A 15,134-nucleotide genomic window follows, 5' to 3' on the forward strand; every position below is an offset into this window, starting at 1 on the left:
AGAGGTTACCAGGGGTGACAACTTAAAAGTTAGCCATATATGAATAGAAGTCCACTTGGAGATTGAGTGGAGGTACTCAATTAATTAATGGCCTATTGAACTCCTAGAATATCTATAGTTGTCTGATGGTTATCAAACTCGGTCTAATACCCAAGGTAATCAGAGTATTTATTAAAAATGGTGAGGACATTGTATGGAACAGACCTAGGTCAGATCGAAGTTGGAAGACCAAAGTTGAAATAAATCTTAAAAAAAAAAGGAGATATCAAGATTAATTGAATTAACTAATTGTCTTTAATGAATTATGGTTACTCTCTTGAAACTACTTTTACTTAAATATACTACCATGAAGTAGATTTTTTTTTATACTTATTATCAAATTACTCTTTTTAGGAGCAAGACTGTTTATAGCTCAATAGGGTTCAGTTAAGGACTTTTTGGGACAGTTCCATAATCTACACAACTCATAAATCATGTTCCATACCATAATAGTTTTGGTCTTATCTGAACCATTGTACCTAGGTTGGATATAACTATGATAGTTCTAATCCTTATCTAGAATAACTTTTTTCAATTGGTACACACAAAGAGCGAAAAGCTGTAAATTGAGAATAATCTCTATAAATAGCTTAAGAATGAAAAGGATTGTTATCCTAATTTCTCAATTATTGATGGTTTGTTGACAATGATTGATAGTGTTTTAGTTATAAGCATTAATAGTTGTGGGTTTTAGAGATTTATTTGATATTAAACTCAGGCTTATTGCTTGAAGCTCAGAGCTCACTAAGACGTATTTTAGATAGGTATGAGCTTAGTACCTCTCTCCCATCAATCTCTGTCGCACACCTTCAGCAATTTTTTGGCCGAGGTATTCTGGAATCAAACTTTCATTTGGCCCCAGAAGATAAAGAATGAGGCGAGTACGCCCACGCCAAACTAACAAGTTGGCATTAACCACTAACAAATCTTCTTGCCAGATGGCATACATAACTTTGTAGAATAGACCAGGTTGATTATCAGCTTCAATTAACAGTGCTGGTAGATGAAATACAGGATCAACATAAAATTCTGTTGCTACTTCTTCTAAACCACTATCTAGATTAAATTCTACTGCCAACATTTCTTCCACCTGAAAGTGGCCTGCTAGTGATTCACGGATGGCGCGACAAACATTTTCTGAGGTTTTCTCTGTTAATGTTTTGCCCCCCCGAGATATGACTAATTTGATAAAGACCAACATCGGTTGGTAAATTTGTCCATAAAGACTAAGGCTATGAATAGTTAGTCCATATGCAGCCAATACTCCAAAAATATCACTGAGTAAGAATGATTGATTTCTGTAGGTAAAGTACAGAGCACTTTTGCTACTTTCTGGTTTTAATTCTATTACAGCTTGTTTGCTTCTATACAACTGATATGCTAATTTCAAATTTTGTAATTGAATATCACTACTAACAAATTGTTCATAAAACTGTGGAAACGCTCGGTTGAAGCGCTTTAGCAGTTCTAGTGTTGATGATTTTAAACCCGGAGCCATAATCGAAGAGAGGGAACGGGATATATACTATCTAATAATGTCATTCAACTTCTACTAACTTAACCACACCTGCATGGGTTTCTGGAAAAATTTGTTTACCGGTTCTGAGCCAACATCTCAGTCTCAAAATTTAGATTTTGAAAGATACACAACTATTGAGGAACAAGATGCTTCTTCTCAAGCTTTTTGTTCATCTAATAGAAGTAATGGCCGTATCTTTTTTACTACCGATCGAGATATAGATATCTATGAACTCGAAGATCTTTGTAATGCTGTTGGTTGGTCTCGTCGTCCATTACGTAAAGTCAAAAAGGCCATTCAACATAGTTTTCTTGTGGTTTCCATGTGGCAAATGCGAGGTAGTCAGCGAAGACTGATTGGTTTTGCTCGAGCGACATCTGACCATGCCTTTAATGCTACTCTTTGGGATGTAGTTGTTCATCCTGACTTCCAAAGCAAAGGCTTGGGAAAGGCATTGATGAATTACATCATCAAAAAACTTCGTAGTGAAGATATAAGTAACATTACCTTATTTGCAGACCCTCATGTTGTTGATTTTTACCGAAATTTAGGTTTTATCTCTGACCCTGAGGGAATTAAAGGAATGTTCTGGTATCCAGATTAGCTGTTTTTGAGTTGATAGAATATAACTAAACATGTTATATTATAGTTGCTAATCTAAGATTTACATTTTTTGAGTAGAGTTATTTTTATAAATTTTATTCTTGAATAGATTTTGTAAAATGATATAGTTTTTTAAACTACTTTTGGTTAATATCCTCTTTAGTCTACTCTTACTAGAAAGCCTGGAATTAAGTCATCTGGCTTTTTCCAACTTTTTGTTTCTTGCCGAGCTACTTTAGGGAAATCTATTATTAGGGTTTTTCTACTAACTATAACTACTGGCTTGGAAATTTTTTCTAATTTTCTTGCAAAAATTAGAAAGGTGAGCTAAAATAGTTATAGTTAAGCCGGGATGTAGCGCAGTTTGGTAGCGCGCCTGCTTTGGGAGCAGGATGTCGCAGGTTCAAATCCTGTCATCCCGATACTTTATGAATTAGTCCACTTTGTTCCCTATATTTTCAGGTAGGTATACTCTGATACACATAATAGTTTATGGGGAAAAACTCTATGACTAACTACTAATCTACTAATCTAATTAAAATCTGTACAGTTGTCATTATTAGTCCAGCTCAAATTTTTCAAGTTAAGCTAATTTTGGTGACAATAATTATCTTGCCTGGGGAGGTTCCGACCTCTATTTTTCGGCATTAAACAGGTAAAAAGATTTGAAAAACTAGTGTCCTCAGGTTAAAAATCTTAAACAGCTGGACGAGGTCTACTTTGGACTACGGTAGAAGAGACTCCAATATGTTTAATCCTATCAATTATTTATATGTATTTGAAGCCATGAAAAAACTCTAGTACAATACCAGCTAGTCTAGGGTTAGTAACTGTTAAAAGTGGCTAATCTAAAGTTGTTAATGACTACCCGTTGACAAAAATGCTGCTATAAATTGCTAGACAAAGAGTTACTTTTCCTTCAATATCTATAATACGCTTCCTCTAGTGATACTAGGACAGGATCTGTTTGATGGTCAAAGTTTCACGTCGAGTTCTGAATAAAAAAATACTATAAAGGAATTACTCTGGAAATTATCTTACTTAGTTTAACACATTTCTGTATGAAGTCTAGGTAGGAAATTTTTCCCTTCCCTATTTCATAGCAATAGTCTTGAAAAACAGTTGGGAATAATTAAGGCTCACAAGTAGTGTCCACAATTTTCGCGGGGTTAATCTTGATTCAATTGAACCTCAAATCTCACTTCGTTAAGCTTTCTCAAAACCAAGTTAAGTAAAGCTATCTGAGGCCAAAAATTCGGAAATGAAATATTTGTGTTGCACTTGCCTAGAATAATTATGATTTATTGAAAAATAGGATTTAAAGCCTCCCCCTTCTAAATTAAATAGTTGTTTTTTTTGAATACAAATGTTATAATAATAATTATGTGTATATATATTGAAGGTGCGTAACTTTGAGAATGTTTAATGTTGCACAATTTTTATCGCGAGTTTAAAAATATCTATAATCCTTATGGAATTAGGGGAGAAGGGAGAAAAATATAGTAACTAAGCAAAAATACTTTATATCTTCAAAAAAAATGTATTCTTTAATATACTTTTACCGATTACAAAAGCCTCTCAAAGGCTCAAATGTAACTTGTGTATTTTGTCAAGTTTTATGTTAGAAATCAAAAAGATATTGATAAAGGATAGGTGTAGCTTGGCAGGCACTATCAATCTTTATATTTTGTCTATTGGGAATCTTTTGTAATTACACATCTGTGCCAGTCCTAATTCTCTATAAGTTCTTTCCTCAAATGAGAATTTTCGCACTGTGACTACTTTACTTAGTTAATGAATAATAAAATAACTGAAATTTTAGCTGAAAAATAACTCTGATTTGAGTTTGATAATTTAAGTAGTGGTGCAAAATTATTTACGCATTTATACAAGCTAAGTTTTTTGCCTTCTTGGGAGCTAAAATAATTAGGCTTGGCTGAAAAAACTGAAAGTATATACCTAAATACTACTTTAAATTTTCTTGGATGAAAAATGTATAATAAGGTGTTATAGCTCTGGGTAAAATGGATATTGAACTATTAAGGTTAAAGGGTAGAAAAATTGAAAATAGTTCTTACAATCACATTCTCTGTAATTCCTATTGTTCCTTACTTCTATGTGTGCCTAACTAAATATTTGTGATTCCCTGGCTTCTGCCCTTACCGGTAAAAACTAAGCATGCACGTCCTAATTAGAATAGTTATATAATTTAAGGTTACTTGATTTGTTTCATGGTTTAAATTTAAATTAGAATCAATAATTTGTGGCTCAATTAATAAATTAAAAGATGTTTTTAAGTATTATAAAAATATTCATAATTTAATGATTTTTGGTTGATAAGTGGCTGTGCAAAATTAATTCTACATTTATATCAAGCTGGATTCTTTTGCTTCAAAAAAGTGCAGATAATTAAAATAGGTAAATAATTTTGCTGGGGTACTTATTTTTGTTGAAAAAACATGAAATTATATCGCTTGGTGAGATTTGATAGGATAAATTTCTTATTTGACTTTGATGAATGTTTTCGCTGTGTCTGATGTTAATACTTTTTTTTGATGGTAATATCTTAAGAAAACTGGAGAATTTATGAAATCATTAATTCGTTTAAGTGCAGTGTTAGGAGTAATGGTTAGCAGTTTGATTGGACCTTCTCTGAAAGATATGTCTGCATTAGCACTGCCGGAGAAAGAAGTGTTACAGAAGTTAACTCCTGTGCCGGTTTTTACAATTACCGATCAAAATGGATCTCCTCTTGTCCGATCAATTAGAAGAGAAGGTAATGAAGTTAATTCTTCTGTGGCGGGAGTTTTTATTAGTAAGAGTGATGCAGATGCTTTTGTGAACAAATTAAAAGGAGAAAATCCTGATTTAGCTGCTACGGTTAAGGTTGTCCCTGTTTCTCTAGGTGAAGTTTATGAAAAGAGCCAATCTATACAAGAGAATGGTCAAAGACTAGAATTTGCATATGTTCCTATTAGAAGACAGGTTGAATCTGCTAAGGCTTTGCTTGAGAAGAATGGCCAGGATTTTAACAATTTTAGTGGGGTACCTTTGTTTATGGCTAAAGGAGGACCTGATGATGGATATTTAACTATTCAGCGCGGAGAAAAGCAAGTTATTCCTATGTTTTTTAATAAGGAAGATTTGCAAGGAATGTTGGATAGGGCTGAAACTCAACAACCTGAAGTTTTTTCTTCTGTGGAGATTGAGGTTGTAAATCTTGAGGGTGTGATTAATGCTTTAAAGAATGATGACGATCCTTTCTTGGAAAAAATTATTTTTATTCCTCCACGGGAGTCTTTGGAGTTTGTACAACAGTTGAGAGAATCTGATAATAAATAAGTTGAGATTCTGAGTGATTGATAGATGAATTTTCCTTTTAGGTGGCTGGTTTCAGGTAATGAACTCTGGGAATGGTATTGTCAAACTAAGGCTTGTGCTTTGAGGGCAGGTATATCTGTTGCTGAGGTTGATTTATTCTTAGAGGAGTTTGCTAGTCTCAATAGATTAACCCTGCGTTTGGAGTCTTTTAAAGATTGGCCTAATGTTTCAATGGAGCTTTCTTTAGTTGAGTTGGATAGTCTTTGGCGCCGACGTTTGGAAGATAGGGTTCCGCTTCAATATTTAACTGGGGTTACTTATTGGCGGAATTTTTCTTTGAGGGTTGGTTCTGGAGTTTTGATACCTAGACCGGAAACAGAGCTTTTAATTGATCTGGTTTTGGTTGCTACTAATTCGGTTTTGGAGCTTGGGCACGGAAATTGGGTGGATATGGGAACTGGTAGTGGAGCGATCGCTTGTGGTTTAGCAGATATATTGACAGATGCTTCTATTTATGGTATAGATTGCAGTCCAGTAGCTTTGGCAATTGCTAGACAAAATGCTGTTAGCCTAGGTTATGGTGATCGAATCAATTTCTATGAAGGCTCTTGGTGGCAACCACTGGAACATTTGCGTGGCCAGGTGAGTGGGATGGTGGCGAATCCTCCTTATATTCCTAGTGATATGGTTTCTACTCTGGAACCAGAGGTCAGGAAACATGAGCCTCATTTGGCCCTTGATGGTGGTGTTGATGGTCTAGATTGTATTAGGTTTTTAGTTGAAACTGCTCCACTATATTTGGTTTCTGGTGGTGTTTGGTTGGTGGAAATGATGGCTGGGCAAAGTGAGGAAGTCGCTAAAATTTTGTATGATCATGGTTCTTATTGTCAGGTTGAGATTTTCGGTGATTTGGAGGGGGTTGATCGCTTTGCTATGGCTTATTTAAAGTAGCAAAAGTAGCAAATATTATTTTTCTTAAGCTTAAAAAATTTGCGTCAAAAAATTGGGTTTGAAGTCTTGCCTATAAGTGGGCGACTTTTAAATAAGGTTTGCTGATTAAATATTAGAGTATTGACTGATATAGGCGCTTAGTTTTTTTTGGGGCTTTGAAAAAGTGCCTAGTTTTTGCTCCACAGATGTTAGTCTAGTCAGGTTTCCTGATCTTGGAGATTTAATATTGCTGGCAAAGCTTCACACTTATATATCAACTTTTAATTATAATGAGGGTAAGTGTTTGGAATAATTTAATTTTAAGGCATTATCATTTTTTTAAGCTCCTAAAGTTACAGTTGTTTTGTGCTAGAGATATTAAAGTTAGTTATATTTTTAAAAAATTAAAAAATAAAAAACGAAAAAAATGAGTTTAGTATCTATTGAGACTCTTATTGAGGGAGCAATATCTGGTAATTTAGTTAGCTTTCCTACTGATACTGTACCAGCACTGGCAGCTCGACCTGATCGAGCAAATTTAATTTTTCAAGTAAAGGGTCGTAGTCAAGATAAACCTGTGATTTTAATGGGGGCAAATGCTGCATCTTTGTGGCCTTATATTTGTGGAAGTGATCAAGAGTTACAGTTATGGCAAAGGGTGGCTGGAAAGTATTGGCCTGGGCAGTTGACTTTGGTGCTACCTGCTTCAGAAATGGTGCCCAGGGTAATGAATCCTGTTGAGGGAACTACTATTGGAGTCAGGGTTCCTAATTGTGATATTGCTAGAAAAATAATGGCTCGAACAGGGCCTTTAGCTACTACAAGTGCTAATATTTCTGGCCAGCCAACTTTAGGGAAAATGGCGGAAATTAGTCGTCAATTTCCAGAGGTTTTGGTTGTTTCGTTGTCCCAAAGTGAGGAGATAATGTTAACTTCTGGAGTCCCTTCGACTGTTGCTAAGTGGAATGGAATTGCTCGTTGGGAAATTTTGCGCCAGGGAGCAGTAAAGTTAAAATTTTAAGGTACTCTCAAAACATTTAGTATTTTTATTGGAATGGCTGGGAACAATTTTATTTATTTGGTACTAGGGTTTGGATTTGGGTTACTAGCTAGTAGGTTATGGTTTAGGCAAAAAAGTGAGGATTTATCAACCTCTTGTGTGGTTCCAAACCATTCTGAATCAAGTTCTGAGGAGCTAGAGAATATGTTTAAGCAACTGAAAAATACTCAACTAGCATATCAAATGGCTTCTGAAATGAGTAAGTTTAAAGCTGGTTTTTTGGCTCGAACTGCTCATGAGTTGCGATCGCCGATTAACAGTATGATTAGTGGACTACAGTTAATTATTTCTGATTTAGCGGATAATCCGGAGGAGGAACGCCAGTTTGTTAACGAAGCTTATAATTGTGCTTTAAAAACTTTAGGTTTATTGGATGAGATTATTTATGTGTCTAAAACCGAACATGGTACTGAGAAAGTCGAGGTGGAGCCACTACAACTCATTCAAGTGTTTGAGGTGGTGGAAAATTTAACTTATATGCAAGCTGCTAATCGTGGTATTGGTTTGCAAATCTCACCTCCGAAACCAGATATTTATGTTTTGGCGGATAGGTCTCGTCTCAAACAGGTTTTGTTGAGTTTGATTGATACTGCGATCAGGCAAATGAATGAGGGTAATGTGAATGTTTCTGTTCATCCTGCATGGGAATCTGGTTATGTTCATATTTGGATTGACGATCAACGTCCGGTAAGTGCTTGGAGTGAGTCTTGGGATTTACTCAAATATAATTTTGAGGAAAATGCTGAAAAAAATATGAGTGCTGATTTTCAGCTTTCTCCTGGTATGAGGTTATTAATGAATCAAACTTTGTTAGGAATGATGAACGGACGTTTGGAAGTACTAACAACTCCTTGTGATGGTGAGGAGTCTAATTTTAATCGGACTCAATGTTCTATTCCTATGAGTATAAAGGGAACTAAAGGTTAACTTTATGTGGCAATTAGTGATGCTTGATTTCTAGTTGTTAATTCAATTTCTGCTTCTATAGGTTGATTGTACAATATCATTGTTGTGCTTTGATTATATTGAAATCCAATTCGTTTGTAGAAATTTTGTTGATAGGTTGTCATTAGATAAACTCTTTCTACATAGCACATTCGTGGATGACTTAAAATTGTTTGAACTAATTTTCGTCCTAGTCCTCCTCCTTGATAGTTTGGGTGAATGACTATATCCCAAATTGTACCTCTGTATACACAATCTGATGTGGCACGACCAAAACCTATCATTGTTTGGAGATCCCATACAGTGATGACTGGGTTACTGTTGGCAATAGCTATTTCTAAGTCTTCTATTTTTCTATTTTTTGCCCAGATGGCTGCAGAATTAAATAATGCTATAAGTTGAGGAATATTTACTTTTAAATGACCTTCGCAGAATTGAATATGACGATAATCTCTGGTAGTATTTTTCATTTTTTTTTAGCGAGCTCTCTATAGCTTCAATTTACTCAATTAATTATTTTAATTTTTCTATTTATGTTCAGATTCAATATAAATTAGGGCTAAGTTTTACCTATATTTAATCATTTTTTTATGGTGAAAAATAGATCAAATCAGTAAATTTGAAATAATTTATTTTTAGCTTTAACTTGTATAGATTATTTAACTTGCCTCCATATTTTCGGGTCATACCATTTATTTATGAAGTTACACTTAGATATAAGATTATAATAGTCATTATAATCAGATCTTATAAAAATTATTAAGGGTACTATTATAGAGAAATAGTATTAGTAATATTGACCTTTTATAGTTTTTATTACAAGTAATCATAGACTTGGAGGGTAGTAAAAATTACTATAAACATCACAGAAGTTATTCAAAAATTAAATTGCCTTCATACATAGTTTTTAGAAAGATAAAGCTTAACTATACCAAAGTTTTTGAGAATTAGTATTATTTAGAAATATTTTTCTCTAGGAAAAAGCACTACTCAAACAATAAGTAAAGGCTATCTGATAGTTAAACAATAAATAGCCTTTACTTTTATTGTTTAACTATTTTGTATAGTATCATTCTTTTTTCTAATAATCAATATATTTTTAAATATTTTTTTGTGTGTTTTGTTAAGGTTTGATGATAATAACCAATTTATAATCATACCGTTTCTTAAAAACTTTTCTACCTGTGAGTTTTAGTAGGAGACATACCTTTAAAGCTGACCTTGGAGGGGAAGTTGAAGAGAGAAGTAAATATTTATAAAATTAATTAGCTTGAATTTTTTGTGTAATTATTGACTATTTTTAAGTGAATATTAATTATGATAGTCACCATGACTAGGGTGGATATATTCCAACTTATTCTTAGTATGATAATTAAACTTTTATAGTAGTTTCCTACTTAATAAAGTATATCTATTTATAGTTTTATAGAGTAGGGGAGATAGAGAATAGGGAACAGGCCAAAAATATTTGGACTTGGTGTTCAGTAGTAAAACTGTCCTACTAGAAAATGTAAACAGACTTAGAATATTCCATACTAGTAGAGTGTTTGGGATAGATTGAAAAATATAGGTAATATGAATTTTTGTAGTGATAATGTGGCTGAAGTATGCCCAGAAATTATGGCGGCTCTGATAGCTGCGAATGAAGGAGCTATGATGCCTTATGGTGAAGATGAATACACTCAACGGTTAGAAGCTAAATTTTCATCAATTTTTGAAACTCCTGTGACAGTTTTCCCTGTTGCCACTGGTTCTGCTGCTAATGCTCTGAGTTTATCGGCGATCGCTCCTGGTTATGGAGCTATTTATTGTCATAGTGAATCTCATATTAATGTCGATGAATGTGGTGCTCCAGAATTTTACACAGGTGGTGCAAAACTGGTGACACTTAATGGTACAGATGCTCAAATTAATCCTTCTGAGTTGAGCAAAACACTCGAAAAAGCAGGGGCAGGTGTAGTGCATCATGTTCAACCTGCCGCAGTTAGTATTACCCAAGCAACGGAAGCGGGGACAGTATACTTGCCTGAGGAGATAGGTGAAATTGCTAAAATAACTCATGCTCATAATCTATATCTGCATATAGATGGGGCACGCTTTGCTAATGCTGTTGTGAGTTTAGACTGTGCGCCAGCAGATATAACTTGGCGAGCTGGGGTAGATGTACTGTGTTTCGGTGCTACTAAAAATGGAGCGATGGCAGCAGAAGCGGTAATCTTTTTTAATCAAGATTTGGCAAAAACATTTGCTTATCGTCGCAAACGTAGTGGTAATTTATTCTCAAAGATGCGATATTTGTCTTCTCAGTTGGAAGCTTATATTACTGATGATTTATGGTTGAAAAATGCTTTCCATGCTAACCAGATGGCAACTAGGTTGGCTCAAGGTTTGGTAGACTTACCTTTGGTAAAGTTGTGTCATCCTGTGGAAGCGAATGAAGTTTTTGCAGAAATTCCTAAGTCTGTGGTTAATGGTTTGAGAGGTGATGGTTTTCAATTTTATGTTTGGGAAGAGGGAGCTTTTCCGGTAATTAGACTCGTTACTGCTTTTAATACTAAAAAGGAAGATGTTGATGCTTTGTTGAAAAGTATTCAACGTCATCTAAGAGTGAATTTAATAGAATAGAAACTGGAAATTTTTACTGACAATTATCAGAAGGCTAGCACTATAACCTTTGATGAATGTGTTTGGATGAATGGTGAAGATATAATTGTGATTCAATGTCACAATTATCTCACGGGGTGACAAGCTAGTTGAAAGCTATATATAGAAAGGAATTTGTGTTCGGGAACTAAAGAATATTTCAACAAAAAGAAAACGCTTATTGGACTGGGTAGGGGGTGTAGTGCGAGCGCAGAGCGCTCGCACTACACCCCCTACCCATGGTTGATTATTTATTCATTAAAACATTAAAAAAAACTGTTAAAAATATGATAAAAAAGGGTTAATAATTACAAAAAAAAAAGAAGAAAAAGTGAATATATTAGGCTTTTATCAAGACCATATTAAGCAAAAGTTGAGTCCATCTCAAGTAGTAACATTACAAATATTATTATACTTAATTTCAGTACATAAAACTGTACAAATATCAAAGCTAACCAATTATTTTCAGCTACCAATTAAATCAGAAAGTAAGCGAAAACTTATGCGAAAGATTTTTAACCCTAAAGGAATTAAGTTTACCTATATTTTGGTTCCCTTTAGTCAAAATAATGGTAAAAAATCTCTTCAGCTTTACCTCAGAGTTAGTGTTGATTTTAGACCGCACTCAGTGGCAAAATATTAATATTTTAATGATAACTGTAGCTTGGAAAAAGACAGCTTTACCTATATATTGGAAGATTTTATCTCATAAAGGAGCTAGTAATTTAACCGAACAAAAATCAGTAATTCGCCCTGTATTAAAATTATTGAAAGTACACAAAATAATTCTCACAGCACCCTAGAATTCCACAGTATTTTCCTGTGCCATTGGTTGAAAGAATATAAAAAAAAAGACGTATATTTTGTCTTGAGACAAAAAAAATCAACTATGATAAAACGAGGGAGAAAATATTTTCAACTCTCAGAGTTAAAAGTAAATATCGGTGAATCCCAACTATTATTGAATCAAAAAATTACCAAAATTTTGAAGGTAGGAACATATAATTTACTTGTATATAAAAGACAGAAATATCGTCAAAATTCTGTTTCAGAGAAATGGTATATTCTCTCCAATTTATCATAGTAATGTGGAAAAGTTAAAAAAATATATAGCCAGAGAATGGGCATAGAAGCCATGTTTAAGGATTATAAAACTGGTGGTTATAATCTAGAATCAGCAAAAGCCAACGAAACTAGACTTAATAATCTAATTTTATTAATAGCTATTTCATACACAGTTAGTTCATTTAAAGGACAAGAAATTAAAAACAAAGGAGTTCAAGAATATATATCAAGAACTAATGAAAGAGGTAGAAAAGAAAGAATAAACAGTAGTTTTTGCTTAGGTTTATCTAGTATTTATTGGGCAATAAATGATGATTTAATGTGGAAATTAGTAGAAAATTTAATGAGCCTTAATCCTCATAAATTACTATATTATCGCAGGGGAATAAAAGCGATGAATAAAGTGGTTAATTAGACTGTAATTTTTGATTAAAAATTAATTAATAAAGTTAAGTTTTTTCATGATATTATTCTACCGCACAACTTGAATTATTCCTCAGCCCCTGAAGGCAAATCCCTTTATATATATAGCTTTCAACTGGCTTGTCACCCCGTGAGCACAATTATATACAAATATTTGTAGTTTATCTAGTAGAGATTTTGGATAAACTCTAATTATCATTTTGGATATGCTCAAAACACTCAGTTATACTTTACTCCTGGCAAAATAATCTACAAAGGCTTTGTTCTTTAATAACAAAAGATAATAATTTTCCTGTAGCTAAAAAGCTAAACTAAACTCTCAAGCAAGACTTGTTTCAAAACAAACATTTACTGATATTATTACCATGTCAGTTCAAAAAAAAAGCAATAAAAGTTTGCGATCATACTCTTTAGCAACTATATCCGATAATGGTTCCTTACATTTAACTGTGGGAGAATACGACAAACTCCTTGTAGGTGGTATACAATTAAGTAATGGCAAAAATTTCGACCCCGGAAACAGCAAAGATAAAGCTTTTAATATTGGGTCTTTAAGTGATAAGTTTCAGTTAGATGAATCTGTAGGTAAGAGCGATCGCCAAGACTTTTACAAATTTACGGTAGAAGAACAGAGGAAAGTAGAGATTAAACTGATGGGTTTGACGGCTAATGCAGATTTATATTTACTACCCGAAAAAGGTAAAGTCATTGACAAGTCTAAAAATGGCGGTAAGAAGAATGAAAAAATCACTGCGACTCTTGAGCCTGATACTACTTATTATTTGCAGGTGCAACCGAGAAATAAGACGATCAAAATGCTGATTATCATCTCAGTTTGGATATTAGAGAAGCAACAGATAATCCTATAGTTCACAGTGATTTTCTTGAGAGAGTCGTGGAACTTACCAACCAATAGACATCTCCAAAATAGAAAATAAGGTAAAATTATCAAAACCATTTATGTATGAAGTCTCCCAAATGAATCCAACTTTAGAATATATTTATAATCATCCAAAAGAAACAAAAAGAATTATTGGCATTACTTATGAACAGCTAATAAAATTAATAGCAAAGGCCCAAATAATAGAATCAGAGAAAAAGGAGGCAATCGCCAAAACAGAAAAAAGACTAATTAAAGCAGGTGGAGTCAGAAAAAAGAATTTAACAAAGGAAGAAGAAATAATGTTAACGTTATTTTATTTACATCAAATACCAACTTTTCAAACATTAGGAATTAACTTTGGTATAAGTGAATCAAGTGCTAATAATATTTTTCATTACTGGATAGATATTTTCAGAGAATTACTGCCAGCAAGTTTATTAGAAAAAGTAAAAAAAAAAGAAAATGAATTGGAATGGGTAAAGGAGATAGTAACAGAATTAGAATTAATTGTAGATAGTACAGAACAAAGTAGAGAAAGACCAAGTGAATATAAAGACCAAGAAAAATATCAAATATGAAAAAAGAAAAATCATACTTTTAAAAATCAAATAATAACGACACCAAAAGGAACAGAAATAGTAGATGTAATAGTAGGAGAAAAAGGTCCAGTAAGTGATGTAAAAATATTAAGAAAACAACTGGATAAATTTGATAAAAAACAAAAATTTTAAGGAGATAAAGCTGATGAAGGAGTAGAAAGAACTACTACACCAAAAAAGAAACCAAGAAAAAAAGAAATGTCGCTAGAAATCAAAGAAGAAAATCAAGAAAAAGCCAGAAAGAGAATATTTGTAGAACATATAATAAGATTAATTAAAATATTTAGAATTGCTAGAGAAAGATTCAGATTAAAATATAATAATTATCAAAAAGTAATCTTAACAATATGTGGTTTAGTGCGACTAAAAATTGGCTCTTTTATATTAGTATAAACCATCAAAAGCTGAGACAAAAATAATAAATTAAAGTACAATAAATATTTGAATTAGTAACACGAAGTATCTCTGATGCCCATAAAACTGTACAAATTAACTATCTTCATAAGTAGCGATAGCACCACTAAAGATAGTTAGGATAAGCGTTTGAGTATTTTTGGAGATGTCTAATAGAATATGGCAGTGCAAGACTTTTATGAACATATTGGATTAGATGGTTCTTTAGGAGGCGATCATATTGAAGCTACAGGATATGACTTTTCAGCATGGGCAGAAAATATTGCGGTAGGATATCAGACACCAGAAGTAGTGGTAAAACTTGGATGAATAGTAAAGAACATCGTGCTAATATTCTCAATCCCAATTTGCAATAAATTGGTGTTAGTTACTATTTCTTGGAGGAAGATACTGGTAGCGTTAACTTCAATTGTTATTGGATACAGGTTTTTGGTATGCCTGATATGTAAATATGAGAGAGGTTTGACTTAGTGGGACTTACACAATTTTTAAGCCCAAATATAGTCTAAACTCTCCTTGGGAAGGGCAAATATGTCCCTGTTTTCAGTTAACTAATCAAAGAAACCCAAAGACATAGCTGTGCGAGCTTTTAAGGCTTCAGTAAATGTGTTCAAAGTTTCTTCGATCACTGTCTTTGTTAGCCTCCAGTTAATTTATGCAAATGATAAAAGTATAAGCACAAAACATCAA

At 33.3% G+C, this 15,134-nt stretch carries 13 protein-coding genes, 1 tRNA gene and 1 pseudogene; 13 read left to right on the top strand and 2 right to left on the bottom strand.

The window, feature by feature from the left end; genetic code table 11:
* Nucleotides 1-811 precede the first annotated feature (811 nt).
* Nucleotides 812-1,537 carry a hypothetical protein gene (locus TERY_RS07600; protein ID WP_011611288.1) on the bottom strand — a complete coding sequence of 242 codons (726 nt, stop codon included), beginning with the start codon at nt 1,535-1,537 and terminating at the stop codon, nt 812-814.
* 73 nt (nt 1,538-1,610) lie between these two features.
* Here TERY_RS07600 and TERY_RS07605 point away from each other — a divergent pair, with 73 nt between their 5' ends.
* The 6 genes from TERY_RS07605 (at nt 1,611) to TERY_RS07630 (ending at nt 8,399) form a co-directional block, all read left to right on the top strand.
* Nucleotides 1,611-2,162, top strand: coding sequence for a GNAT family N-acetyltransferase (locus TERY_RS07605; RefSeq protein WP_011611289.1), 552 nt, complete (start codon nt 1,611-1,613; stop codon nt 2,160-2,162).
* 347 nt (nt 2,163-2,509) lie between these two features.
* Nucleotides 2,510-2,583, top strand: a tRNA-Pro gene (locus TERY_RS07610).
* A gap of 2,164 nt (nt 2,584-4,747) precedes the next feature.
* Nucleotides 4,748-5,503 carry a Tic22 family protein gene (locus tag TERY_RS07615; RefSeq protein ID WP_011611290.1) on the top strand — a complete coding sequence of 252 codons (756 nt, stop codon included), beginning with the start codon at nt 4,748-4,750 and terminating at the stop codon, nt 5,501-5,503.
* Between the two features lie 24 nt (nt 5,504-5,527).
* Entirely contained in the window at nt 5,528-6,433 is a 906-nt protein-coding gene (gene prmC, locus TERY_RS07620) for a peptide chain release factor N(5)-glutamine methyltransferase (RefSeq protein ID WP_011611291.1), read from the top strand.
* A gap of 406 nt (nt 6,434-6,839) precedes the next feature.
* A complete protein-coding gene (locus TERY_RS07625; protein WP_011611292.1) occupies nt 6,840-7,433 on the top strand; it encodes a Sua5/YciO/YrdC/YwlC family protein in 594 nt (197 codons plus the stop codon).
* 33 nt (nt 7,434-7,466) lie between these two features.
* On the top strand, nt 7,467-8,399 hold the full coding sequence (locus TERY_RS07630) for a sensor histidine kinase (RefSeq protein ID WP_044136562.1): 933 nt from the start codon (nt 7,467-7,469) through the stop codon (nt 8,397-8,399).
* A 2-nt stretch (nt 8,400-8,401) separates the two neighbouring features.
* On the opposite strand, the gene TERY_RS07635 is transcribed toward TERY_RS07630, so the two are convergent.
* Nucleotides 8,402-8,887, bottom strand: a complete 486-nt coding sequence (locus TERY_RS07635; protein WP_011611294.1) for a GNAT family N-acetyltransferase — start codon at nt 8,885-8,887, stop codon at nt 8,402-8,404.
* Nucleotides 8,888-9,992: 1,105 nt separating this feature from the next.
* Here TERY_RS07635 and TERY_RS07640 point away from each other — a divergent pair.
* From TERY_RS07640 to TERY_RS32670, 7 genes and pseudogenes are all read left to right on the top strand, one after another.
* Nucleotides 9,993-11,042, top strand: a complete 1,050-nt coding sequence (locus TERY_RS07640; protein ID WP_011611295.1) for a beta-eliminating lyase-related protein — start codon at nt 9,993-9,995, stop codon at nt 11,040-11,042.
* A gap of 587 nt (nt 11,043-11,629) precedes the next feature.
* Complete coding sequence (locus TERY_RS30220) at nt 11,630-11,863, top strand: hypothetical protein (RefSeq protein WP_011611296.1); 234 nt, start codon at nt 11,630-11,632, stop codon at nt 11,861-11,863.
* Nucleotides 11,864-12,180: 317 nt separating this feature from the next.
* On the top strand, nt 12,181-12,540 hold the full coding sequence (locus TERY_RS30230; RefSeq protein WP_011611297.1) for a hypothetical protein: 360 nt from the start codon (nt 12,181-12,183) through the stop codon (nt 12,538-12,540).
* A 373-nt stretch (nt 12,541-12,913) separates the two neighbouring features.
* Nucleotides 12,914-13,417, top strand: a complete 504-nt coding sequence (locus TERY_RS07660) for a pre-peptidase C-terminal domain-containing protein (RefSeq protein WP_011611298.1) — start codon at nt 12,914-12,916, stop codon at nt 13,415-13,417.
* Nucleotides 13,418-13,526: 109 nt separating this feature from the next.
* Nucleotides 13,527-14,009 (top strand): helix-turn-helix domain-containing protein, encoded by a 483-nt coding sequence (locus TERY_RS07665; RefSeq protein WP_081432533.1) that lies wholly within the window; start codon nt 13,527-13,529, stop codon nt 14,007-14,009.
* 189 nt (nt 14,010-14,198) lie between these two features.
* Nucleotides 14,199-14,423, top strand: a pseudogene (locus TERY_RS36495) (transposase family protein); the annotation flags it as partial.
* Nucleotides 14,424-14,603: 180 nt separating this feature from the next.
* Nucleotides 14,604-14,753 carry a CAP domain-containing protein gene (locus TERY_RS32670; RefSeq protein ID WP_155994357.1) on the top strand — a complete coding sequence of 50 codons (150 nt, stop codon included), beginning with the start codon at nt 14,604-14,606 and terminating at the stop codon, nt 14,751-14,753.
* Nucleotides 14,754-15,134 lie beyond the last annotated feature (381 nt).

This window comes from Trichodesmium erythraeum IMS101 (assembly GCF_000014265.1).
In the GTDB taxonomy this organism is placed as follows: Bacteria; Cyanobacteriota; Cyanobacteriia; order Cyanobacteriales; family Microcoleaceae; genus Trichodesmium; species Trichodesmium erythraeum.